We start from the raw sequence: 23,166 nt of genomic DNA on the forward strand, positions 1-23,166 counted from the left end.
TTTGCAGCACGGTCCCGAGCGGACCAGAGCAGGAACGGATTCTGGTTATGAACGGAGACAAACCGGGGGCAAGGTCACCGGGTATAAAATTCGCAATCCTAATTGACAATGATGGTTGCGACTGCCGCGCTCTCAAGCAGGAACTAGTGGATATATGCCGAGATAACGGGCGTCCGGACACACTCGTACGCATCGTATGTCAAGAATTGGAATCTTGGTACCTAGGTGCTCCACAGGCGCTAGCCGAGGCGTTCGCGCGGAGAGAGATCTTAGCCGCTTTAACAGCCAAGAAATTTCGAAACCCCGATTCGATACCCAAACCAAGTCAGGAGTTGGTTCGGCGAATCCCTGAATTTCAGAAAGTATCCGGTGCTAGACGAATAGCCGAGCACATTCATGGTCGGGCGAATTTCTCTGCGAGTTTCGCCGCGCTTGTAGAAGGTATTCGGAGATCTATGCCCGTGGACAACTAAGCCTAATCGGCCCGATTCGGTTCCCTTTCCCCTCTCGATCCGCTAGCTTCCGGCCGACCGACCCCCGCGCCATCCCCGAGACCAGATCCATGACCGATGCCCGTCCCAAACTCGTGCTGGCCTCCGCCTCGCCGCGCCGCTTGGGACTGTTGCAGCAGGTCGGCATCGATCCCGATCACCTGCATCCGACCGACGTCGACGAGACCCCGCTCAAGGCCGAGTTGCCGCGCCAGCTGGCGCTGCGTCTGGCCAAGGACAAGGCGGAAGCGGCTCTCGCCTGGTCGAAGCGCGAACCCGAGTGGGCCGGCGCCTGGATCCTCGCCGCCGACACCGTCGTCGCCGTCGGCCGCCGCATCCTGCCCAAGGCCGAGACCGTCGACGACGCCGAGAGCTGCCTGCGCCTCCTCTCCGGCCGCTCCCATCGGGTGTGGACCGGTATCGGCCTCGTCACCCCGGCCGGCGCGATCAAGGTCCGCCTCGTCGAGACCCGCCTGCGCTTCAAGCGCCTGTCGTCGGCCGAGATCGCGGCTTACGTCGCCTCCGACGAGTGGCGCGGCAAGGCCGGCGGTTACGCCATCCAAGGCATCGCCGGCGGCTTCGTCGTCAAGCTCGTCGGCTCCTACCCGGCCGTCGTCGGCCTGCCGCTGGCCGAGACCCTCGGCATGTTGGAAGGCTCCGGCTATCCGGTGCGCGCCGGCTGGTCCGCCCCCCTCGTGCCGGTCGCCTGACATGGCGAGCCGCCAGCGCCCCGAACCGCACCCCGAGACCGAGGGCGCCGTCGCCCCGGTGAAGCCCTGTCCGATCTGCGGAAAGCCGGCGACGCTCGAGGCGCGCCCCTTCTGTTCGCCGCGCTGCCGCGAGGTCGACCTGCACCGCTGGCTGACCGGCGCCTACGCCGTCCCCGTCGTCGAAGAGGACGGCGGCGAGGAGAGCGGCGAGGCGTGAGTCTCCGCGTCCGGAGGCGTTCGCCGTGCACGCCCTCGGCACGCCGGCTCGCGTGGGAGTCGCCCGCCGACCGAAGCCCGCGTCGCCGGCGGCCTGTGGCACCGCCCCCTCCCGCCGCGCCGCGGAAATTTCACCGCCTCTCGCCCCCGATCGCACCACCGAGGCTGTCGCCGGTCCGAATCCGTGAACCCCGGCACGGGCTTGTGGGCCGAGCACGGTTTCCGTCGCCGGATCGCGAAACCCCTCTGGACAGCCCCGATCTCACCGACTATAAACCCGCCACCTTCGGGAAACGGGCTCGCGCCCGCGTCTCCCGCCCGGTCGCCTGGGTAGCTCAGTTGGTAGAGCAGCGGATTGAAAATCCGCGTGTCGGCGGTTCAAATCCGTCCCCAGGCACCACTTCCCTCCCCCGAAATCGTGGCGACGACGACCGCACACTTCCGCTTCCGCGCGGACGATTCGGCGCGAGATCCCTCCGCCATGTCGACCGGCGTTCGCACCGTCGCACCCGGCTCATGCAATTCGGTGGGTCCGAATTCCATGAGCGGCACGGCCCGGCCGGCCGACGCCCGGTCGGGCACGCCTTCACTCGTCGCCGTCGGTCAGATGCAGCACCACGTCGAGCAGGATCTCGGCGCCGAGACCGATCTCTTCGCGGTCGGTGTGTTCGCGGACGTTGTGGCTGAGCCCGTCGCGGCTCGGTACGAAGATCATGCCGGTGGGGCAATCCGGCGCGAACATCTGGGCGTCGTGACCGGCGCCGGACGGCATACGTTTCACGCTCGCGCCGTGCCGACGCGCCGTCGCTTCGACCAGATCGACGATCGCCGGATCGAACTCCACCGGCGCGAAGCGCGCCAGCCGCCGGCTGGTCACGGTCGCGCCCTCGGCCCGCGCCGCTTCCGTGATCGCCGCCGCCGCCAGCTGCTCCGCCTCGACGAGCCTCGCCTCGTCGGTGTTGCGCAGATCGACGGTGAAAACCGCCTTGCGCGGCACGACGTTGACCAACCCCGGCTCCAGCCGCAGCGCCCCGACGGTGGCCACCTGAGCGCCGCCGAGCCGTTCGGCGATCTCGCGCACCGCAGTGATCACTCGCGCCGCCACCACCCCGGCGTCGCAGCGCATCGCCATCGGCGTGGTGCCGGCGTGGTTGGAGACGCCGGAGACCGTCACTTCGGTCCAGGAGATGCCCTGCACGCCGGTCACCGCGCCGATCGCGAAGCTCTCGCGCTCCAACACCGGACCCTGTTCGATGTGCAGTTCGAGATAGGCGTGCGGCGTCAGGCTCAGCGGTGGAGCGTCCCCGGCGAAACCGATCGCCGCGAGTTCGTCGGCCACGGTCTTGCCGTCGATGCCGACGGTGGCGAGCGCCGCGTCGAGATCGAGCGCCCCCTGATGGACGGCGCTGCCCATCATGTCCGGGGCGAAGCGAGCACCCTCCTCGTTGGTGAAGAAGGCGACGGTGAGCGGCCGACGGGTGACGTGGCCGGCATCGTTCAGCGCCGCGACCACCTCGAGCCCGGCGAGCACGCCGAGATTGCCGTCGTAGAGGCCGCCGGTCGCCACCGTGTCGATGTGCGAGCCGATCATCACCGGCGCCCCGTCGACGCGGCCGGCTCGGACGCCGCGGACGTTGCCGATGCGGTCGACCGAGATCTCGAGCCCGAGCGCCTTCATCCAGTCGACGACCAGCCGCCGCCCCTCGCCGTCCGCCGGGGTGAGCGCCAGACGGCAGACACCGCCGCCGGGCAGCGCGCCGATACGGCCGAGGGCCTCGATCCGGCCCATCAGCCGGGAAAGGTCGATTCGCGGTCTCGGTCCGTTCATCCGCATCTCCCGCCGACCGAAGCCGGCGAACGGCCGACCAGTCGCTCCCACAACACCGGATCGGTCGCCCCTTCGGTGCCGAACACCAGGACGCGAGCCTCCAGCCCGAGCTTCAGCGCCGCGCGCGCCGCCGCGTCGCCGGCGACCGCCATCAGAGCCGCCAGCCCGGCCACCGCCGATTCGCCCGCCACCAGCGGCGCGTCGCCGAAGCGACCCTCGGCGAGCAGGCGCATGCCGTCGATCGCCGCGTCGTCGGCGAGACCGACGACCGCATCGGCGAGCGGCTCGAGGACCGTCCAGGCGAGGCCCGAGACCTCGCCACAGGCGAGCCCCGCCATCATCGTGTCGAGGTCGCCTTCCACCGCCACCGGATGGCCGGCGCGGATCGATTCCAGCCAGCAGGCCGACTTCAGCGGATCGGCGAGCACGATCTCCGGCCGCGCCGTACCGAAGCGGCGGACGAAATGCGCCGCGACCGCCGCCGCCATGCCGCCGACCCCGGTCTGCAGGAAGAGATGCGTCGGCAGCTCCGCCTCCGGCCACTGGTCCAGGGCTTCGGCCGCCATCAGCTCGTAGCCCTGCATGACGTCCTTGGGGATGTCGGTGTAGCCCTCGTAGGAGGTGTCGGAGACGACGATCCAGCCCTCGCGCGTCGCGGCCGCCTGGGCCTCGCGGACGCTGTCGTCGTAGTTGCCGGTCGAGCGCACGACGCGGGCGCCATAGCGCTCGATCTCGGCCTTGCGCCCCTCGCTGACACCGGCGTGGATGAAGATGACGCAAGGACAGCCGAAAGTCCGCGCCCCCCAGGCGACGGAACGACCATGGTTGCCGTCGGTGGCACAGGTGACGGTGAGGGTGCCGGCATGGGCGGCGAAGGCGGCGCGGTCGTTCGGATCGATGCCCTTCGCCGCGGCGGTGCGCAGAAGCACCTTCCACACCGCATAGGCGCCGCCGAGCGCCTTGAAACTGCCGAGACCGAAGCGCGAGGCCTCGTCCTTGTAGTGGAGCGCCGCGATGCCGGCGGCCCGCGCCACGCCGGGAAGCGCGACGAGCGGCGTCGGCCGATAGCCCGGCCAGGCGGTGATCGTCGCCCGCGCCTCGGCGAAGGCGGCGTCGGAGAGGACGGCGTCCTGCGCCGCGGTCCAGGCTCCCGGTCCGGCGGCCGGGTTCGGGGTGAGGACGAAATCGCGATCGCTCGACAAGACGGTCTCCGTGACTGACGGCGCGGCGATGCACGCCATGTCCGTCATACGGGAAGTCGAGCGAAAGGTCCTCCCCCGCGTCGCCGCCGCGCGACCCCCGTACTGCGCCTCACACCGCGTCGGGCGTCTCACAACGTCTCACAACGGCAGTTTCTTGATCGCCGAAACGGCGCACATGACACCGCGCAGTTCGGCGAGGCCCTTGAGCCGGCCGACCGCGGTGTAACCCGGGTGCGAGCCGCGCCCGACATCGTCCATCAACTCGTGGCCGTGGTCGGGACGCATCGGGATGCGCCAGTTCTCCTCGCCGCCCGCTTTGCGCCGCCCCTGCTCCTCGAGCAGAGCGGAGACCAGATCGACCATGTCGGTGTCGCCGCCGAGGTGATCGGCCTCCATGAACGACCCGTCCGGCTCCTTGGCGACGTTCCTGAGATGGGTGAAGTGGATGCGTCGGGCGAAGCGCCGGGCGATCGCCGGCACGTCGTTCTGCGCCCCCGCCCCGAGCGAGCCGGCGCACAGCGTCAGGCCGTTCGCCGGCGACGGCACGGCGTTCAGGATGAAGTCGATGTCCTCGGCCGACGAGACGATGCGCGGCAGGCCCATGAGGTTGCGCGGCGGGTCGTCCGGATGGATCGCCATGCGGATGCCGACCTCCTCCGCCGTCGGGATGATCTCCTCGAGGAAGCGGACGAGATTGGCCCTGAGTTTCGCCCGATCGATGCCGTCGTAGCGGGCGAGCTGAGCGCGCAGCTGCGGAATGTCGTAACGGTCGTAGGCGCCCGGCAGACCGGCCATGATGTTGGCGAGAAGTCCGGCGCGGTCTTCTTCGGTCGTGGTGTCGAACCAGGCGCGCGCCTTCGCCATCAGCTCCGGCCCGTGCTCTTCGGCGGCACCCGGACGCTCCAGCATGAAGACGTCGAAGGCGGCGAACTCGTGGGCGTTGAAGCGCAACGACGTGGCGCCGCCGGCTATGCGATGGTGCAGTTCCGTCCGCGTCCAGTCGAGCACCGGCATGAAGTTGTAGCAGATGGTGTGAACCCCGGCCTCGGCGAGGTTGCGCATCGAGATCCGGTAGTTCTCGAAGAGCTCGGTCAGATCGCCCTCGGCGAGCTTGATCCGCTCGTGGACGGGCAGGCTCTCCACCACGCTCCATCTGAGGCCGAGCGACGGATCGGCGGTGATCAACCGTTTGCGCTCCTCGATCGCCTCGCGGCTCCACACCACCCCGTAGGGGATCTCGTGCAGCGCCGTGACCACGCCGGTCGCGCCGGCCTGGGTGATGTGGGAAAGCGGAACGGTGTCGTTCGGACCGAACCAACGCCACGTCTGTTCCATGGGAATCTCCTGTCGGATTCGCGAGGGCGTCGCCGCCGCTCGGGGGTCTCGGCGCCGGTCGGGATCGGCGCGATCAACGGTAGAAGAGGCTCGGCAGCCACAGCGAGATCGCCGGGACGTACGAGACGAGAAACAGCACCAGGATGTTGCAGATCAGGAAGGGCACGATCGCTCGGCTGATCTTCCCCATGTCGATCTTGGCGATGTTGGCGGCGACGAACAGGCACACGCCGACCGGCGGCGTGGTCAGCCCGATCATCAGATTGAGAACGGCGAAGATGGCGAAGTGGATCGGATCGATGCCGACCTTCACCGCCACCGCCAAGAGCGGCGGGAACAGGATGATCAGCGCCGCGATCGTTTCCATGAAGGTGCCGACGATCAGCAGCAAGATGTTGATCAGGAGGATGATCAGATACTTGTTGGTCGTCACCGAAAGCATCGCCGAGGCGATGGTCTGCGGGATCTGCTCGGAGGTGAGGATCCAGCCGAAGACGTTGGCGAGCCCGACCAGCAGGACGAGCGCCCCCGAGCCGATGGCGCTCTCCACCAGGATGCGCGGCAGGTCGGCGAGGCGGAAGCCCTTGTAGATGAACAGGCCGACGACGAAGGCGTAGAGCGCCGCGACCACCGAGGCTTCCGTCGGGGTGAAGACGCCGCCGACGATGCCGTAGAGGATGATCACCGTCATCAGGATCGCCCAGACGGCGGCCTTGGAGGTGGCGAAGACGTGGGCGAGGCCCAGCCATGTGCCCTTCGGGTAGCCGCGCCGATGCGACAGGATCGCCACGGTGATCATCATGCCGACGCCGAGCAGCAGCCCCGGCAGCGCCCCGGCGAGGAACATCTTGCCGACCGACAGCCCGGTCAGCGTACCGACGATGATCATCGGCACGCTCGGCGGGATGATCGGCCCGACCGTCGAGGCCGCCGCCGTCACCGCCGCGGCGAAGGGGGCGTCGTAGCCCGACTTCTTCATCGCCGGGATCATCACCGCGCCGATCGAGGCGGTCTCGGCGACCGCGGTGCCGGAGATGCCGGCGAAGATCATCGAGCCGATGACGTTGGCGAGCGCCAATCCGCCGCGCACGTGGCCGACCACCGAATTGCCGAAGCGGACGATCTGATCGGTGATGCCGCCGCCGTTCATCAGATTGCCGGCGAGCACGAAGCCGGGGATGCACAGCAGCACGAAACTGTCCATGCCGGCGAACATGTACTGGGGAACCACCGCCAGCCCGATGTCGGCGAGCCACAGATAGACGACCGACGAGAGCCCGAGGGCGATGCCGATCGGCGCGCCGAGGATCAGGCAGAGAGCGAAGACGCCGAAGAGCGCGCCGATCAGCATCAGGCGACCTCCCCGTGCCCGGCCGGCGCGGTCTCCGGCGCGAAACCGAGGAGCCGCGCGACCGAGAAGAAGGCCAGCGACACCGGGATGGTCAGCGTCACGACGTAGACGACGACCATCGGCACATCGAGCGAGCGCGCCCGCTCGCCGATCGATCCGGCGACGTAGTCCCAGGCGCCGGGCAGGATGGCGAGACAGAAGACGAGAACCGCGACGTCGACGATCCTCGCGACGAGGTGGCGAAGCTTCTCCGGCAGCGGCGCGACGAACATGTCGACCGCGACCAGCTCACCGCGGAAGAGGGCGATGCCGCAGCAGAAGGCGACGAGATGGACGAGCGCGAACCGCGCCACCTCCTCCGTCCAGGCCGGCGAGGGAAAACCGGGCAGCCGGCCCAGAATCTGGATCGCGACAACCGTGATCAACACCAGGAAGCTCACCAGCGTGCCGACCCTACAGACGGCGAGCGCTGCCGCAACCAGGACGCCGAATGTCCGTCTCATCGATCGAACCTCGTGGAGATGGGAAGACCCGAGCGGGCGGCGACACCGCCACCGCCCGCTCACCTCGTCACTTGGTGGCGAGGATCTCCTGATAGAGCGGCTTGATCTCGGCGGCGAGTGCCGCATCGACCGCCGCCTGCGCCTTGGCCGCGAAGGCCGCCTTGTCCGCCTCGACGAAGGTCATGCCCTTGGCCTTGAGCTCGGCCTCGAGCTTGGTCTCGTCGGCGAGGAACAGGCCGCGCTCGTAGTCGTGCGCCACTTTCGCCGCCTCGCGGATCGCCTTCTGGTGTTCCGCCGGCAGCTTGGCGAGCTTCTTGGAGCCGCCGACCAGATAGATCCAGCTGATCACGTGATCGGTGCGGTTCACGTATTTCTGCACTTCGAAGAAGCTCGCCGACTTGATCAGCGCCAGCGGGTTCTCCTGACCTTCGATGGTGCCGTTCTGCAGCGAAGTGAACACCTCGGAGAAGGCCATCGGCGTCGGCTTGGCGCCGAGCGCTTCCCACACCTTGACGAACAGCGGCACGTTGGGAACGCGCAACTTCATCCCGTTCAGCTCCTCCGGCTTGGCGATCGGCCGATTGGAGGTGAGTTCGCGCGGGCCACGGGCGAAATAGGTGAGCGGTACGAGACCGGTCTTCTCGTCGATCGAGGCGGCGATCTTGGCGCCGACCGGACCGTCGACGACCTTGTCGAGATGGGCGATGTCCCGGATCGCATAGGGCACCGCGAGAAGCGCCGCCGCCGGCGCCCAGTTCTGCAGCGATTCACCGGTGATGGTGAAGTCGACGGTGCCGAGCTGGATACCCTTGATCAGGTCGGTCTCCTTGCCGAGCTGCTCGTTGGGGAACACCTTGACCTCGATCGCCCCCTTGGTGCGGGCGGCGACCTCTTCGGCGAACTTGAGCGACGCCTTGTGCCAGACGTTCTCCTCGTTGCCGAGGTGGCCGAGCTTCAGCACGGTCGCCGACTGGGCGATCGCCGGGCGCGCCAGCCCGCCGACGGTAAGCGCCGCACCGGCACCCAGGAGACCGGCGCCGAAGCCGCGCCGCGAGATCCGAGGGGTATTCGTCATCTGGTCGTCCTCCATGGATCCACCCGGTTCCGACCGCCGCCCTCCGGCGAAACGGCCCGTCCGAGTTCGGATTTGTTCATTCACCGGCGGGTCGTGTCACCCCGTGTTCCCGTCCGCGAGGCCGATCTCCATCTCGATCGCCCACTCCGAATGCTTCTCGATCGGCGCGACGTCGTCACACCCTCCCGCTCCGCGAAGGTCCGCACGATCGGCCGACCTTCGAGACCAGCATCTGTCGACTAGTCGACCAGTATATTGGTAGCATCGCGATGGCGCCCCCGCAAGGCACGGCGGCCTCGGCGAACGCGCCGGAATCGCGCTTCTGCGCGCCGTCCGGACACCGGAGCACGGTGATTCGCCCGCGGGTCGCATCCCGCCGTTTCGCCGCCGGGCGTCCGCGCGCATCGGTAGCATTCCGGAATACCGACTGCTCCCCCTTACGGTTCCGCTCCCGCGGGCCTATGTAGAACGGGTAGAGCCCGCATCTCCGCCGCTCGCCGGCCGCGAACGACGGAAACGCGGGATTGAGACGGGCCATAAGCCATGTCCACGGACCCGAACGTTCCTTCGTCGCCGGCCCGGCACGCCGAAACCGAGCGGTCGTCCGGCGCGCCGCCGGCCGCCGAGGGTCGCGTCGCCGCGATCCGCGGTGCGGTGGTCGACGTGACCTTTCCCGAGGGCGACCTCCCCGCCGTCGAAGAAGCGTTGCGCATCGCCGACGGAGACGGTCGCTCGGTGATCGCCGAAGTCCAGGCCCATCGCGACGCCGATACGGTGCGCGCCATCGCGCTCGCTGCCACCGCCGGTTTCCGCCGTGGCGACCCGGTCACCCGCCTCGGCCGACCCATCGAAGTGCCGGTCGGCGACGCCGTTCTCGGCCGCCTCGTCGACGTCACCGGCCGCATCGGCGACGGCGGCCCGCCGCTCCCCGACGACGTGCCGCGCCGCGCCATCCATCGCGCCCCGCCGCCGCTCGCCGACCAGCGCGGCATTTCCGACCTCTTCGCCACCGGCATCAAGGTCCTCGACCTCCTCACCCCGATCGCCCAGGGCGGCAAGGCGGCGATGTTCGGCGGCGCCGGCGTCGGCAAGACCGTGCTGGTGATGGAACTCATCCACGCCATGGTCGCCGGTTATCAGGGCATCTCGGTCTTCGCCGGCATCGGCGAGCGGTCCCGGGAAGGCCACGAGATGCTGCTCGACATGCGTGGTTCCGGCGTCATCGAGAACACCATCCTGGTCTACGGCCAGATGAACGAGCCGCCCGGCGCCCGCTGGCGGGTGCCGCTGACGGCGCTGACCATCGCCGAACATTTCCGCGACGAACGCCGGCGCAACGTCCTCCTCCTGATGGACAACGTCTTCCGCTTCGTCCAGGCCGGCTCGGAGGTCTCCGGCCTCCTCGGCCGCCTGCCGTCGCGCGTCGGCTACCAGCCGACACTGGCCGACGAGGTGGCGGCGCTGCAGGAGCGCATCGCCTCGGTCGGCGGCGCCTCGGTCACCGCCATCGAGGCGGTCTACGTGCCGGCCGACGACTTCACCGATCCGGCGGTGACCACCATCGCCGGCCACGTCGATTCCATGGTGGTGCTGTCGCGCGCCATGGCGGCGGAGGGCATGTATCCGGCGGTCGATCCGATCGCCTCCTCGTCGATCCTGCTCGACCCGCTGATCGTCGGCGACGAGCACGCCCGCGTCGCCACCGAGGTGCGCCGCACGATCGAGCACTATCGCGAGCTCCAGGACGTCATCGCCCTGCTCGGCCTCGAGGAACTCGGCGCCGACGACCGCCGCATCGTCGGCCGCGCCCGCCGCCTGCAACGTTTCCTCACCCAGCCCTTCGCCGTCACCGAGGCCTTCACCGGCGTCGCCGGCCGCTCGGTGCCGGTCGCCGCCACCATCGCCGGCTGCCGAGCGATCCTCGCCGGCGACTGCGACGACTGGCAGGAGAGTTCGCTCTACATGGTCGGTGACCTCGAAGAGGCCCGCGCCAAGGAAACGGCGGCACGCGGCGGTCGATCGACGGGAGGCGTACCATGACACGGGCGCTCCGCCTCGTCGTCACCACCCCTGACTGCCTGCTCGTCGAAGCGGACGGCGTCGCCGCGGTCCGCGCCGAGGACGAGAGCGGCTCCTTCGGCATCCTGCCCGGCCACACCGATCTCTTGACCGTGCTCACCGCCTCGGTGCTGCGCTGGCGCCTCGACGACGGCGCCACCCGCTACTGCGTCGTCCACGGCGGCACGATGACCGTATCCGGTGGCGACCGCGTCGCCGTCGCCTGCCGCCAGGGCGAACTCGGCGACGATCTCGCCGCGCTCGAGGCCCGCGTCCACGCCCGCCGCGGCGCCGAGACCGATGCCGACCGCCGCGCCCGGGTCGAGCAGATGCGCCTCCACACCCTCGCGGTGCGCCAGCTGCTGCGCTGGCTGCGCCCGGGCTCGGCGGTTCCCGCCGCCTTCGGCGACGGTGACGGCGAAGCGGAGATGGGAGGTGCGCCATGACGCCCGCCGATCTCGACCGCACCCCCGACCCCGCCGAAGACGACCCGCTGGCCACCGCCGCCCGGCGCGCCGCCACCCGCGACGAGGAGGGCCGCCGTGTCGCGGAGCCGTCGCTCGGGTCGCGCCTCGCCCAGATCGGCGTCCTCGGCTGGGCGATCGTCGTACCGGCGCTGATCGGCGCCTTCGCCGGCCGCTGGCTCGACCGCCGCTTCGGCACCGGCATCTTCTTCTCCGCTCCGGCGATCATGCTCGGCGCGGCGATCGGCTTCCACACCGCCTGGAAATGGATGCATCGCAGCCGGGGAGACATCCGATGACCACCGTCACCACGCTCGGCTCTCCGCTGCTGCTCGCCGCCGCCTTCGCCGCCGGCCTCGCCCTCGGGCTCCTCCACTTCGCCTCGCTGCGCCGTATCGCCGACGTCTTCGCCGCCGGCGCCGCCGGTCGCGCACTGGCGCTGCAGGCGACACGCTGGGTGGTGCTCGTCGCGGTACTGATCCTCTTCGCGCGCCAGGGCGCGCTGCCCCTGCTGCTGACCGCCCTCGGCCTCTTCGTCGCCCGCGCCGTGGTGCTGCGTCGCAAGGAGGCTTCGTCATGACCGGCTCACCGCTCGTCTCCGAACCGCTCTTCCATCTCGGCCCGGTGCCGATCACCGCCGCGGTCGCGACCACCTGGGCGATCATGGCGGCGCTGATCCTCGGCGCGGTGCTCCTCACCCGCCGGCTGACCCTCCTGCCATCGCGGGCCCAGAGCATGCTCGAACTGCTGGTCGGCGCCGTCGACGATCAGATCCGCGACACGCTCGGCGCCGATCCCGCCCCCTACCGGCCGCTGATCGGCGGCATCTTCGTCTTCGTCCTCACCGCCAACTGGTCGTCGCTCGTCCCCGGCGTCGAACCGCCGACGGCGAAGCTCGAGACCGACGCCGCCCTCGCCCTCGTCGTCTTCGCCGCGACCATCTTCTACGGCGTCCGCAGCCGCGGTCTCTTCGGCTGGATGAAGACCTTCGCCGAGCCGAGTTGGGTGATGATCCCGCTCAATCTGGTCGAACAGATCACCCGCACCTTCTCGCTCGTCGTCCGCCTCTTCGGCAACGTCATGAGCGGCGTCTTCGTCGTCGGCATCGTGTTGAGCCTCGCCGGCCTGCTGGTGCCGATCCCCTTGATGGCGCTCGATCTCCTCACCGGCGCAGTCCAAGCCTACATCTTCGCCGTGCTCGCCACCATCTTCATCGGCGCCGCCGTCGGCGAATCCGTACCGCCGACCGCCGGCCCCGACCGCAAGGAGCCCACCCCGTCATGAACATCGTCGAGATCGTGTCCATTCTCGCCGCCGCTCTCGCCGTCTCCTTCGGCGCCATCGGTCCGGCGCTCGCCGAGGGCCGGGCCGTCGCCGCGGCGATGGAGGCCATCGCCCGTCAACCCGAGGCCGCCGGGACGCTGTCGCGCACCCTGTTCGTCGGCCTCGCGATGATCGAGACCATGGCGATCTACTGTCTGGTGATCGCCCTGCTGCTGCTCTTCGCCAACCCTTTCGTGAAGTGATCGCGCCATGCGCATCGACTGGTGGACGCTCGGCCTGCAGACGATCAACGTCTTGGTCCTCGTCTGGATCCTCGGCCGCGTCTTCTTCCGTCCGGTCGCCGACATCGTCGCAGCGCGGCGCGCCGAGGCGGCGAAGATCCTCGACGAAGCGAACGCCGCCCGCGCCGCCGCCGTGACCGCCCGTGCCGAGGCCGAGGCCGAAGTCGCCCGTCGCGCGAGCGACCGTGATCGCGCCGTCGCCGCCGCCACCGCCGAGGCCGAGGCCGCCAAAGCCGCGCTCCTCGCCGCGGCCCGCGCCGAGGCCGACCGCGTCCGCGTCGCGGCGCGCGACGACATCCGCCGCCTCGTCGCCACCGAGACCGCCCGCGCCGAAGCGCGCGCCGGCGGCCTCGCGGTCGACATCGCCGCCCGCCTGATGACCCGCCTACCGAAAGAGGCGCAGGTCGCCGGCTTCGTCGCCGGTCTCGCCGAGGCGGTGGCGACGCTGCCCGAAGCGACCCGCGCCGCGCTCGGCACCGGCGCGCCGCTGGCCCTGAAGGCACCGCGCCCGCTCGACGACGACGAACGTGCCACCATCGCCGCCGCCCTCGCCGAGGTTCTCGGACGGCCGGCCGAGATCACCGTCACCGTCGATCCGGCGCTCCTCGCCGGGCTCGAACTCGAGATGCCCCACGCGGTGGTGCGCAACAGCCTCGCCGCCGACCTCGAACGCATCGAAGCGGAGCTCGCTCGTCATGACGTCTCCTGACGCGATGCCCCCCGAGGCGATGTCCCCCGACGTCGCCCGTCCCGACGACGAGGCCTGGCTGAAGCGCGGCCGCGCCGCCCTCGCCCGCGCCGATCTGGCGCCGCGCGCCGCCTCGATCGGCCGGGTCGAGACCATCGCCGACGGCATCGCCCGGGTCTCCGGCCTGCCGGAGGTGCGGCTCGACGAACTCCTCACCTTCCAGGGCGGCCGCACCGGCTTCGCCCTCGGCCTCGACGCGCATGCCATCGACGCCGTCCTCCTCGACGACCCGGTCGGCGTCGAGGCCGGCTCGCGCGTCGACGGCACCGGCGAAGTGGTGCGCGTCCCCGTCGGCTCCGGCCTCCTCGGCCGCGTCGTCGACCCGCTCGGTCGCCCCCTCGACGGTGGCCCGCCGATCGTCGCCGAGGCACATCTGCCGGTCGAACGCCCCGCCCCGGCGATCATCGATCGCGATCTCGTCGGCGAGCCCCTGGAGACCGGCCTGATGGTGGTCGACGCGCTCTTCGCCATCGGTCGCGGCCAGCGCGAACTGATCATCGGCGACCGCGCCACCGGCAAGACCGCCATCGCCGTCGACGCCATCGTCCGCCAGAAAGCGACCGACGTGATCTCCGTCTACATCGCCGTCGGCCAGCGCGCCCGCGCCGTCGAACGGGTGATCGAGGCGGTGCGCGAACACGGCGCGCCGGAGCGCTGCATCTTCGTCGTCGCCTCCGCCGCCGCCCCCGCCGGCCTGCAGTGGATCGCCCCCTTCGCCGGCTTCACCATGGCGGAGTGGTTCCGCGACCGCGGCGGCCACGCCCTGGTGGTGGTCGACGACCTCACCCGCCATGCCGCCGTCCACCGCTCGCTGGCGCTGCTCACCCGCGAGCCGCCCGGCCGCGAGGCCTATCCCGGCGACGTCTTCTACGTCCACGCCCGCCTGCTCGAACGCGCCGCCAAGCTCTCCGCGCACCTGGGCGGCGGCTCGCTCACCGCGCTGCCCATCGCCGAGACCGACGCCGGCAATCTCTCCGCCTACATTCCGACCAACCTGATCTCGATCACCGACGGCCAGATCGTCCTCGATACCCGCCTGTTCGCCGCCGACCACCGCCCGGCGGTCGACGTCGGCCTGTCTGTCTCCCGCGTCGGCGGCAAGGCCCAGGCGCCGGCGCTGCACGCCGTCTCCGGCCGTATCCGCCTCGACTACGCCCAGTTCCTCGAACTGGAGATGTTCACCCGCTTCGGCGGTCTCTCCGACACCCGGGTTCGCGCCCAGATGGCGCGCGGCGCCCGCATCCGCGCCCTTCTCGCCCAACCGCGCTTCTCGGCCCTGCGCCGCGTCGATCAGGTGGCGCTCCTCGCGGCGCTTACCGCCGGCGCGCTCGACGACCTGGCGATCGATCGCCTCACCACGTTGCGCGCCCGTCTGCCGGCCCGACTCGACGCCACCCTCCCCGCCGTCGTCGAGGCCGTCGGCCACGACGGCCGGATCGACGAGGACGATCGGGCCGCGCTGGTGCGGGCCGTCGCCGGCCTCGCCGCGACGCTCGTCCCCGAGTGTGAGCCGCCATGACCGACCGGCTCGCCGACATCGAGACGCGGATCGCCACCACTCGACAGCTGTCGCAGGTGGTCGGCGCCATCCGCTCGATCGCCGCGGCACGGGCCCGCGCCTCGCGCGCCCGTCTCGGGGCGGTGCGCGCCCATGCCGACATCCTCGGCGAGGCGATCGGACGGGCGCTGGCCGTCCTGCCGGCCGGCGAGGCGCCCACCGCGACGAACGGCGCTCGCCACGGCCACGTCGTCGTCGCCTTCTGCGCCGAACAGGGCTTCGCCGGCGGCTTCTCCGGCGCCGTCCTCGACGCCGCCGCCCACACCACCAGCCCGCCCGGCTGGCGCCGCGACCTCTTCGTCGTCGGCGACCGCGGCGTCCTCGCAGCCCAGGAGCGGGGGCTCACCGTCGCCTGGTCGACGGCGATGATCCTCCACGACGATCAGGCGACGCTGCTCGCCGAACGCATCGCCGACGCCCTCTATCGCCGGCTGAACGACGGCTCGATCGCCCGCGTCACCATCGTCCACGCGGTCCCCGACGGCGCCTCCGGTCCGGCGGTGGCGGTGCGCCGGCTGCTGCCCTTCGACTACGGCCGTTTCCCGCCGCGCACCGATGCGGTGGCGCCGCTGACCACCCTTCCACCGCCCTTGCTGCTCGCCCGCCTCGCCGAGGAACACGTCTTCGCCGAACTGTGCGAGACGGTGGTGCTGTCGCACGCCGCGGAGAACGACGCACGCGTCCGGGCGATGACCGCCGCCAAAGAGAAGGTCTCCGACACCCTCGACGAGTTGCGCGCGACCGCCCGCCGGCTGCGCCAGGAGGCGATCACCGGCGAGATCGTCGAACTCGCCACCAGCGCCCTGCGCGGCGGCTGATACCGAGCGGATGAAGTTCCGACCTGTTCGGAACGTCATCCGCGAAGGCAAGCCCGAACGGGCGTCGGCCGGTCGGGCCGCAACCCACGAAATTCGGACGAGTCCGAATTTCGTGAACTCGGTAGGAGCAGTCGTCGCGGAGGGTGCCGGTTCACCGTCGCGCCTCGGCGCGATCCCGCATCGCCGCCACCGCGGCGCGCAGCGCCGGATCGAGCGACTTGTCGCGCCGCATCACCAGACCCAGACGCCGTTCGAGCCGTGGCGCCAGCGGCCGCACCGCCACCCGGCCGGTGACGTCGCCCCCGAGCGCCAGCGCCGGCAGGATCGCCGCGCCGAGCCCGGCGGCGACCAACTCGCGAATCGTCTCGACCGAGGAGAGCTCCATCACCGGCTTGGCGACGATGCCGGCGGCGGCGAACCAGTCGTCGATGATCGCCCGGGTCCGTCCGCGCGATTCGTAGAGGATCAGCGGCAGGCGGGCGAGCGCCGCCGGCTCGATCGGCCCCGCGGGCGGCCGCTCCGCCGCCGGCAACACCGCCAGCATCTCGTCGCCCATCAGCTCTTCCACCTCGAGCGCCCGCCCAGAAGCGGGCAGCGTCACCAGCGCCACGTCGATGGTGTTGGCCTCGACCGCGGCGACGATGTCGCGGGTGTCGCCGGTGCGCACGATGATCTCGAGCCCCGGCATCGCGGCGCGCAACCGCCCGAGCGGCCCGGGCAGAAAATGGATGCAGGCGGTCGCTCCGGTGCCGATCACCACCCGCCCGGCGTCGCCGTTGCGGTGCGGCCTCACCGACGCGATCGCCGCCGCATGCGCCGCCTTCAGCCCGGCGACGTGAACGAGGAGTTCGCGCCCCGCCGCGGTCGGCCGCACCCGCCGCCCGGCGCGCTCGAGCAGCCGCACCCCGAGCTCACGCTCGAGCTGCTTCACCTTGAGGCTCATCGCCGACTGGCTGACGCCGTGCGCTTCCGCCGCCCGCGAGAAACTCGCCTGTTCGGCCACTTCGGCGAAGGCGAAGAGGCGATCGAGATCGGCTTCGATCATCTATGACTATTCCTTCTGCATCGCAGAACCTGCATGAGCTTGATCGATGGCACGAACGAGCGCAACAAGATCCACGGACGCGGTCCGCGCGTCGCCTCGCCCGGAACCCGCACCGCCGACATGTCCGATCCGACCACCGCCCTCCTCCGCTCCCCCACCCCGGCCGACATCCCCGCCATCCGCGCCATCTACGCCGACGCGGTGCTGAACGGCTGCGCCTCGTTCGAACTCGACCCGCCCGACGAGGCGGAGATGGCGGCGCGCATGGCCAAGGTCGCCGAGGCGGGGCTGCCCTGGTTCGTCGCCGGGGTCGACGGCCGCGTCCTCGGCTACGCCTATGCCGGCATCTACCGGCCGCGCCCGGCCTATCGCTTCACGGTGGAGAATTCGGTCTACGTCGATCCCGCCGCCAAGGGCCGCGGCCTCGGCCGGATGCTGCTCGCCGCGCTGATCGAGACGACGACGGCGCTCGGCTATCGGCAGATGCTCGCCGTCATCGGCGACAGCGGCAACGCCGCCTCGATCGGCCTCCACGCCGCCCTCGGCTTCGCCCACGCCGGCCTGCTGCCCTCGGTCGGTTGGAAACACGGCCGCTGGCTCGACAGCGTGCTGATGCAGCGCCCCCTCGGCGACGGCGACACGACGCCGCCGGTCGATCGGCCATGATCGCCGGCCGGGTCGTCGCCGCGCTCTCCGCCTCGCAGTTGATCGGCTGGGGCGCCACCTTCTATGTCGTCGGCGTCTTCGGCGATCGCATCGTCGCCGACACCGGGTGGTCGCGCAGCCTGGTCCACGCCGGCTTCTCCCTCGCCCTCCTGGTGATGGGCTTCGCCTCGCCGGCGATCGGCCGAGCGATCGACCGCGCCGGTGGGCGCAACGTCATGGTCGCCGGCTCGCTCGCCTCGACCCTCGGCCTCCTCGCCCTCGCCACCGCCCACCATCTCGTCCACTGGTTCGCCGCCTGGGTGGTGCTCGGCGTCGCCATGCGCATGACGCTCTACGACGCCTGTTTCGCCGCGCTCGTCCGCATCGATCCGGCGACCGCCCGCCGCGCCATCACCACCGTGACGCTCTCCGGCGGCCTCGCATCGACCGTCTTCTGGTTCATCGGCGAGGCGCTGGCCGATCGCCTCGGCTGGCGCGGCGCGACCGTCGTCTTCGCCGGCTTCACCTTCCTGACCCTGCCGCTGCATCTGGCGATCCCGAAGGTCGGCGCGCCCGACGCCGCGCCGGCGGGCGGCATCCCGCCCCGTCCGCTCGCGCCGCCGCTGGCGACGACGCCGGAAGAGGCCCGCGCCGCCGCCATCCTCTTCGGCATCGTCGCGGTCGCCACCAGCGTCCTCGCCTCGGCACTCGCCGCCCACCTCATTCCGTTGATGGTCGCCCTCGGCATGGCGGTGCCGGTGGCGGTGACCGTGTCGAGCCTGCGCGGCGTCGGCCAGTCCGCCGCGCGCCTCGCCGAATTCGCCTCCGGCGGGCGGACGCACCCGCTCGACCTGACGCTCTTCGCCTGCCTCCTGCTGCCGGCGACGCTGGCCTTCGCCCCCTTCGCCGGCATCAGCACCGCCGCCGCTCTGGTCTTCTCGATCGGCGGCGGCTGCGGCAACGGTGTCGTCACCATCGCCCGCGGCGCTGTTCCCCTGGTGCTCTTCGAACCACGCGTCTACGGCACCGTCACCGGCCGGATCGGCGCCCCCGCCTTCTGGTTCTCGGCGCTCGCCCCCTTCGCCGTCGCCCTGGTCCTCGACCACGGCGGCCCCATGGCGGCGCTCGTCGCCCTGGCCGTTCCGGCCATCGCCGCGGCCCTCGCCGCGTTCGCCCTGCGCCGCCGCTTCCGGCCCGCCGCGATCGCCTGATCATGCGCCATCCAGTGCCGATGAATGCGCCATCTGCTCGAGAAGTGAGCACAAAATTGTCCACCGATTGAGCATTTTCGCGCATACGCGAAAGACTTGGTTTCGAATGCGTAAAAGCATTGCTCGCTGATCAAGGCTTCAGCAGAATTGGCACGTGGGTTGCTGACGAACTCGCCAATTCGCTCATCTTTTCTGCATTCCCGGGGGTCCGCATGAAACTCGTCGTCGCCGTCATCAAGCCGTTCAAACTCGACGAGGTGCGCGATGCGCTGACCTCGCTCGAGATCCACGGCATGACCATCACCGAAGTGAAGGGCTACGGCCGCCAGAAGGGTCACGCCGAGATCTATCGCGGCGCCGAATACGTCGTGAGCTTCATTCCCAAGGTCCGCATCGAAGTGGTGGTCGGCGACGACCTCGTCGATGCGACCGTCGAGGCGATCCGCCGCTCCGCTCACACCGGCCAGATCGGCGACGGCAAGATCTTCGTCCTGCCGGTCGAACAGGCCATGCGAATCCGCACTTCGGAGAGCGGCGAAGCCGCGCTCTGACACCGCACCGCGAGTCGTTCGGCTCGCTCGTTCGTCGGCAACTCACACTCATCGGTATCGACCATGTCTTCCCGTTTCGCGTCCCTCGTCGGGGCGACGCTCCTCCTCTGCCTCGGCGCCGGCTCCGCCAAGGCCGCCGACGGCTCGCCGATCGACGCCGCCGACACCGGCTTCATGATCGCCGCCACCGCCCTCGTCCTGATGATGACCCTGCCGGGTCTGGCGCTGTTCTATGCCGGCATGGTGCGCAAGAAGAACCTGCTCGCCACCATGGCCCAGTCGGTCGCCGCCACCGCGGTGGTGTCGATCCTGTGGTACGTGCTCGGCTATTCGCTCGCCTTCACCGGCGACGGCGCGGTCATCGGCTCCGCCGCCCGTCTCTTCGGCGCCGGCATCGGCCTCGACACGGTGAGCCCCTTCGCCAAGACCATCCCCGAGATGCTCTTCCTCGCCTATCAGATGACCTTCGCCGTCATCACCGTGGCGCTGGTCGGCGGCTCGGTCGCCGACCGCATGAGCTTCGCCGCCTTCCTGATCTTCTCGGTGATCTGGCTGTTCCTGGTCTACGTCCCCTCCGCCCACTGGGTGTGGGGTGGCGGCTTCCTCGGGGCGATGGGCGTCATCGACTTCGCCGGCGGCACCGTCGTCCACATCAACGCCGGCGTCGCCGGTCTGGTCGCGGCGCTGGTCGTCGGCAACCGCATGGGCTTCGGCCGCGAGAACCTCGCGCCCTTCGACCTGACCATGGCGGTCACCGGCACCGGCCTCCTGTGGGTCGGCTGGTTCGGCTTCAACGGCGGCTCGGCGCTCGGCGCCGGCTCGCGCGCCGTCTACGCCATCATGGCCACCCACCTCTCGGCCTCCGCCGGCGCCATCGCCTGGACGGCGATGGAATGGTGGCAGCGTGGCAAGCCCTCGGTGCTCGGCATGATCTCCGGCGCCATCGCCGGCCTCGGCATGATCACGCCGGCGTCGGGCTACGTCGAACCCTGGTCCGGCCTCGTCATCGGCCTCGTCGGCGGCGTCGTCTGCTACTGGTGCTGCACCGAGCTCAAGCATCTCCTGAACTACGACGACAGCCTCGACGTCTTCGGCGTCCACGGCGTCGGCGGCCTGATCGGCACGCTGCTCGCCGGCGTCTTCGCCTCCTCGGCGATCACCGGCGACACCGCCGTCTCCGGCCTCATCGAGGGCAACCTGCGCCAGTTCGCCCTGCAGGCCCTCGGCGTCGCCGTGGTCACCGCGTGGTGCGTCGCCGGCACCTGGATCGCGCTCAAGGTGACGGGCCTCTTCACCGCCCTGCGCGTCGCCCCCGATCAGGAACGCGAAGGCCTCGACCTCGCCCTCCACGGCGAGACGCTGCACACCTGAGGCGAAATCCGAACGATCCGTTCGAGTTTTCGATTCCGCCCGCCGAAATCACCCCGTCCGCACGACGGTGATTTCGGCGGACGGATCCGCCGGGCCGCTCATCCGGCACGTCGGTCGGTGGTCCGCCTCCGGCCGACCGGCATCAACCCGATCTTCAGATCGATCGGTTAGACAGACCGCGTGTCCCCGCCTGCCCGGCGGGGCAGGCGGGATCTCGCGATGTTCGTGTTCTTCCACCAGAACGACGTGACCGACGCCCAGGGCGGCATCGAACGCTACGTCGACACGCTCGTCGCCGCCGCCGGCGACGACGCGCGGCTCATCTCGGAGGAACCGGCGCGCCCGGCCGCGAACCGGATCGGGCTGCGCCTGCCGAAATTGCCGGGACCGAAGTGGATCCCCTTCGCCCTCGCGGTGGTGGCGAACGTCCGCCGCATCCGCGCCGCGCTCGCGAACGAACCGAAGCGGGTGCTCGAGTTCTCGCGCCCCGAATACGTCGCCTTCGCCTGGATGTTCCCCGGCGCCAAGGTCTTCACCATCCACGGCACCGGTCCGGGCAAGGGGGAACGGGCGAAGCGCCTCGTCCACGATCTCGCCTGCTGGTTCCTGCCTCTGGTGGCCGATCGGGTGCAAGTGGTCGGCCGCGACGACTCGGGCCTCTCGGCCGGCGTCGTCGCCCGCCTCGGCCCCCGCCTCGCCCACATCGACGCCTGGTACGACGACGTCTTCACCCCGCGCCCGTTGCCGGCGATGGGAAAAACGGTCGTCTTCTATGCCGGCCGCATCGTCGAACAGAAGAACCCGAAGCTGCTCTTCGAGATCATCCGCGAGGGCAGCCGCCGTCACGGCGACGAGATCGAATTCCGCTACTTCGGCGGCGACACCGAACGCATCGCCGAGGCCGGCCTCGCCGACCTCGTCACCATGTCCGGCCTCCTCGACGCCCGCGGCCTCGCCGCGGCGATCGCCGACTGCCACATGGGACTGATGTGCTCGCACTTCGGCGAGGGCTCGCCCTTCATCGTCGTCGAGACGCTCGCCTGTGGCCGCCCCTATGTGCTCTCGAAGCTGCCGACCCTCGTCGGCGCCTATGCCGGCAATCCCGGCGTCCGCTTCGCCGAGGACCTGACCGCCGAGGCCTTCCTCGCCGCGATCGACCGGCTCGCCGCCGATCTCGCCGCGGGTCTCTCGCCCGAGGCGATCGCGTCGTCGGTCGGCACCCGCGCCAGGCCGGTCGCCACACGAGCCCTTCTCGGCGAGCTCGCGGCGCTCGCCCGCTGAACGCGCCGCCGGCTCACCCCGCCACGATGTCCTTGCGGCCGAAGCGACGCAGCGCCCGGCCGAGCCGCATCTCGTCCTCGCGCAACTTCGCCAGGGTTTCGGCGGTGAAGCGGATGTGCTCACCCGCCGCCGCCTCGGCCCGGTCGGGATCGCCGGCAAGCACCGCTTCCGCGGTGGCGACGTGCTGGGTGAGGAGAATGTCGCGCACCCCCGGGGTCACATAGAGCCGGCGGCGATTGTAGAAGACGTCGCCGCGCAGCAGTTCGGAGAAGGCGCGCATGACGTGCAGCACCACGAGATTGTGGCTCGCCTCGTAGATCAGCATGTGCAGATCCGCGTCGGCCTCCGCTTCGGCCGTCGGATCGTCGACGCCGTGGGCCGCCTTCATCCGCTCGAGACAGGCGGTGATCGCCTGTTTGTCGAGATCGGTGGCGCGCTCGGCGGCGAGCCGCGCCGCCGCGCCCTCGACCAGCTTGCGATACTCGAGATAGTCGACGATCACCTGCTCGTTCGACTGCATCAAGGTGGCGAGCGGCTCGGTCAGTGGCGCCATGAAATGAGCGACGTAGGTTCCGCCGCGGGTGGTGCGCAGCAGTTTGCGCGCCTCGAGCTTGTCGAGCGCCTCGCGCAACGACGGCCGCGACACCTCGAGCTTCTCCGAGAGCTCGCGTTCCGACGCCAGACGTTCGCCGGGCCGGAGTGTCCCCTCGAGGATGAGCTGTTCGATGTGCTCGGCGATGGCGTCCGCCAATTTCGGGTTTCGCACCGGTTCCACGGCCTGCCCTCCGACCTCCCACGTCCCTCCACGCGCCATCCGGTCCATCTTGCGCGGACATCTCGTTCGGCGATGACGTTCGGCGCCATCGTATGACCCCGCGGCCGGCTTGGTAAGATGAAAAGACCACCGATGGGCGCTTTCCCCCATCCGCTCGTGACGCAGCTCCTCACCCAACGTCATGACGCCACCGATCGGACGAAAGTCGCGACACCTCTCTACTGGTATCCTTCCGGTAGATTAGTCGAATTGTAATGATTCCGAGTCGATCATATCGAAGTTGATCCATCGGAATACGCGATCCACCGGAGTTCGACGTCGAGACCGACGATGTTTCGACGAGAATTCGGCCGCCGAACGCGGGC

25 protein-coding genes and 1 tRNA gene are annotated in these 23,166 nt (G+C 70.2%); 18 read left to right on the top strand and 8 right to left on the bottom strand.

Annotated features, from left to right (window positions below; genetic code table 11):
• Positions 1 to 47: 47 nt before the first annotated feature.
• The 4 genes from V7Q42_RS21435 (at position 48) to V7Q42_RS05935 (ending at position 1,817) form a co-directional block, all read left to right on the top strand.
• A complete protein-coding gene (locus V7Q42_RS21435; protein WP_442958167.1) occupies positions 48 to 473 on the top strand; it encodes a DUF4276 family protein in 426 nt (141 codons plus the stop codon).
• Between the two features lie 89 nt (positions 474 to 562).
• Entirely contained in the window at positions 563 to 1,201 is a 639-nt protein-coding gene (locus V7Q42_RS05925) for a Maf-like protein (RefSeq protein WP_333823033.1), read from the top strand.
• Between the two features lies 1 nt (position 1,202).
• Positions 1,203 to 1,418 (top strand): DNA gyrase inhibitor YacG, encoded by a 216-nt coding sequence (gene yacG / locus V7Q42_RS05930; protein WP_333823034.1) that lies wholly within the window; start codon positions 1,203 to 1,205, stop codon positions 1,416 to 1,418.
• A 323-nt stretch (positions 1,419 to 1,741) separates the two neighbouring features.
• Positions 1,742 to 1,817, top strand: a tRNA-Phe gene (locus tag V7Q42_RS05935).
• Positions 1,818 to 2,003: 186 nt separating this feature from the next.
• Here V7Q42_RS05935 and V7Q42_RS05940 read toward each other — a convergent pair.
• From V7Q42_RS05940 to V7Q42_RS05965, 6 genes are all read right to left on the bottom strand, one after another.
• Positions 2,004 to 3,245: a M20 family metallo-hydrolase gene (locus V7Q42_RS05940; RefSeq protein ID WP_333823035.1), complete on the bottom strand. Its 1,242-nt coding sequence runs from the start codon at positions 3,243 to 3,245 to the stop codon at positions 2,004 to 2,006.
• Positions 3,242 to 4,447 carry a diaminopropionate ammonia-lyase gene (locus V7Q42_RS05945; protein ID WP_333823036.1) on the bottom strand — a complete coding sequence of 402 codons (1,206 nt, stop codon included), beginning with the start codon at positions 4,445 to 4,447 and terminating at the stop codon, positions 3,242 to 3,244. Before V7Q42_RS05945 ends, V7Q42_RS05940 begins: the two co-directional genes overlap by 4 nt.
• A 138-nt stretch (positions 4,448 to 4,585) precedes the next feature.
• Positions 4,586 to 5,782: a mannonate dehydratase gene (gene uxuA / locus V7Q42_RS05950; protein ID WP_333823037.1), complete on the bottom strand. Its 1,197-nt coding sequence runs from the start codon at positions 5,780 to 5,782 to the stop codon at positions 4,586 to 4,588.
• A 73-nt stretch (positions 5,783 to 5,855) separates the two neighbouring features.
• Complete coding sequence (locus V7Q42_RS05955) at positions 5,856 to 7,133, bottom strand: TRAP transporter large permease (RefSeq protein ID WP_333823038.1); 1,278 nt, start codon at positions 7,131 to 7,133, stop codon at positions 5,856 to 5,858.
• Positions 7,133 to 7,636, bottom strand: a complete 504-nt coding sequence (locus tag V7Q42_RS05960; protein WP_333823039.1) for a TRAP transporter small permease — start codon at positions 7,634 to 7,636, stop codon at positions 7,133 to 7,135. Before V7Q42_RS05960 ends, V7Q42_RS05955 begins: the two co-directional genes overlap by 1 nt.
• Before the next feature lie 67 nt (positions 7,637 to 7,703).
• Entirely contained in the window at positions 7,704 to 8,711 is a 1,008-nt protein-coding gene (locus V7Q42_RS05965; RefSeq protein ID WP_333823040.1) for a TRAP transporter substrate-binding protein, read from the bottom strand.
• Positions 8,712 to 9,254: 543 nt separating this feature from the next.
• Between V7Q42_RS05965 and atpD the strand changes: the two genes are divergently transcribed.
• The 9 genes from atpD to V7Q42_RS06010 are packed head-to-tail and all read left to right on the top strand — an operon-like array spanning position 9,255 to position 15,922.
• Entirely contained in the window at positions 9,255 to 10,751 is a 1,497-nt protein-coding gene (gene atpD, locus V7Q42_RS05970) for a F0F1 ATP synthase subunit beta (RefSeq protein WP_333823041.1), read from the top strand.
• On the top strand, positions 10,748 to 11,215 hold the full coding sequence (locus V7Q42_RS05975) for a F0F1 ATP synthase subunit epsilon (RefSeq protein WP_333823042.1): 468 nt from the start codon (positions 10,748 to 10,750) through the stop codon (positions 11,213 to 11,215). The genes atpD and V7Q42_RS05975 overlap by 4 nt, the downstream gene beginning before the upstream one ends.
• Positions 11,212 to 11,532 (top strand): AtpZ/AtpI family protein, encoded by a 321-nt coding sequence (locus V7Q42_RS05980; protein ID WP_333823043.1) that lies wholly within the window; start codon positions 11,212 to 11,214, stop codon positions 11,530 to 11,532. Before V7Q42_RS05975 ends, V7Q42_RS05980 begins: the two co-directional genes overlap by 4 nt.
• On the top strand, positions 11,529 to 11,813 hold the full coding sequence (locus tag V7Q42_RS05985) for an N-ATPase subunit AtpR (RefSeq protein ID WP_333823044.1): 285 nt from the start codon (positions 11,529 to 11,531) through the stop codon (positions 11,811 to 11,813). Before V7Q42_RS05980 ends, V7Q42_RS05985 begins: the two co-directional genes overlap by 4 nt.
• The gene (locus V7Q42_RS05990) at positions 11,810 to 12,517 is read left to right on the top strand and encodes a F0F1 ATP synthase subunit A (RefSeq protein ID WP_333823045.1); all 708 of its coding nucleotides are present in this window, start codon (positions 11,810 to 11,812) and stop codon (positions 12,515 to 12,517) included. The genes V7Q42_RS05985 and V7Q42_RS05990 overlap by 4 nt, the downstream gene beginning before the upstream one ends.
• Positions 12,514 to 12,759: a F0F1 ATP synthase subunit C gene (locus V7Q42_RS05995; RefSeq protein ID WP_333823046.1), complete on the top strand. Its 246-nt coding sequence runs from the start codon at positions 12,514 to 12,516 to the stop codon at positions 12,757 to 12,759. The genes V7Q42_RS05990 and V7Q42_RS05995 overlap by 4 nt, the downstream gene beginning before the upstream one ends.
• 7 nt (positions 12,760 to 12,766) lie before the next feature.
• Positions 12,767 to 13,507 (top strand): F0F1 ATP synthase subunit delta, encoded by a 741-nt coding sequence (locus tag V7Q42_RS06000; RefSeq protein ID WP_333823047.1) that lies wholly within the window; start codon positions 12,767 to 12,769, stop codon positions 13,505 to 13,507.
• A gap of 19 nt (positions 13,508 to 13,526) precedes the next feature.
• Positions 13,527 to 15,065 carry a F0F1 ATP synthase subunit alpha gene (locus V7Q42_RS06005; protein ID WP_333823079.1) on the top strand — a complete coding sequence of 513 codons (1,539 nt, stop codon included), beginning with the start codon at positions 13,527 to 13,529 and terminating at the stop codon, positions 15,063 to 15,065.
• The gene (locus V7Q42_RS06010) at positions 15,062 to 15,922 is read left to right on the top strand and encodes a F0F1 ATP synthase subunit gamma (protein WP_333823048.1); all 861 of its coding nucleotides are present in this window, start codon (positions 15,062 to 15,064) and stop codon (positions 15,920 to 15,922) included. The genes V7Q42_RS06005 and V7Q42_RS06010 overlap by 4 nt, the downstream gene beginning before the upstream one ends.
• 151 nt (positions 15,923 to 16,073) lie before the next feature.
• Here the strand turns inward: V7Q42_RS06010 and V7Q42_RS06015 are convergent, their stop codons facing one another.
• Positions 16,074 to 16,967, bottom strand: a complete 894-nt coding sequence (locus tag V7Q42_RS06015; protein ID WP_333823050.1) for a LysR family transcriptional regulator — start codon at positions 16,965 to 16,967, stop codon at positions 16,074 to 16,076.
• Positions 16,968 to 17,087: 120 nt separating this feature from the next.
• Between V7Q42_RS06015 and V7Q42_RS06020 the strand changes: the two genes are divergently transcribed.
• The 5 genes from V7Q42_RS06020 (at position 17,088) to V7Q42_RS06040 (ending at position 22,026) form a co-directional block, all read left to right on the top strand.
• The gene (locus V7Q42_RS06020; RefSeq protein WP_333823081.1) at positions 17,088 to 17,633 is read left to right on the top strand and encodes a GNAT family N-acetyltransferase; all 546 of its coding nucleotides are present in this window, start codon (positions 17,088 to 17,090) and stop codon (positions 17,631 to 17,633) included.
• Positions 17,630 to 18,823 (top strand): MFS transporter, encoded by a 1,194-nt coding sequence (locus V7Q42_RS06025; protein WP_333823051.1) that lies wholly within the window; start codon positions 17,630 to 17,632, stop codon positions 18,821 to 18,823. Before V7Q42_RS06020 ends, V7Q42_RS06025 begins: the two co-directional genes overlap by 4 nt.
• Positions 18,824 to 19,035: 212 nt before the next feature.
• Positions 19,036 to 19,374, top strand: coding sequence for a P-II family nitrogen regulator (locus tag V7Q42_RS06030; protein ID WP_333823052.1), 339 nt, complete (start codon positions 19,036 to 19,038; stop codon positions 19,372 to 19,374).
• Positions 19,375 to 19,437: 63 nt separating this feature from the next.
• The gene (locus V7Q42_RS06035) at positions 19,438 to 20,745 is read left to right on the top strand and encodes an ammonium transporter (protein WP_333823054.1); all 1,308 of its coding nucleotides are present in this window, start codon (positions 19,438 to 19,440) and stop codon (positions 20,743 to 20,745) included.
• 219 nt (positions 20,746 to 20,964) lie between these two features.
• Entirely contained in the window at positions 20,965 to 22,026 is a 1,062-nt protein-coding gene (locus tag V7Q42_RS06040; RefSeq protein WP_333823055.1) for a glycosyltransferase, read from the top strand.
• 13 nt (positions 22,027 to 22,039) lie between these two features.
• Here the strand turns inward: V7Q42_RS06040 and V7Q42_RS06045 are convergent, their stop codons facing one another.
• Entirely contained in the window at positions 22,040 to 22,801 is a 762-nt protein-coding gene (locus V7Q42_RS06045; protein WP_333823056.1) for an FCD domain-containing protein, read from the bottom strand.
• Positions 22,802 to 23,166: the final 365 nt, after the last annotated feature.

The sequence above is a fragment of the Pinisolibacter sp. genome (assembly GCF_036782435.1).
Classification (GTDB): domain Bacteria; phylum Pseudomonadota; class Alphaproteobacteria; order Rhizobiales; family Ancalomicrobiaceae; genus CALBKH01.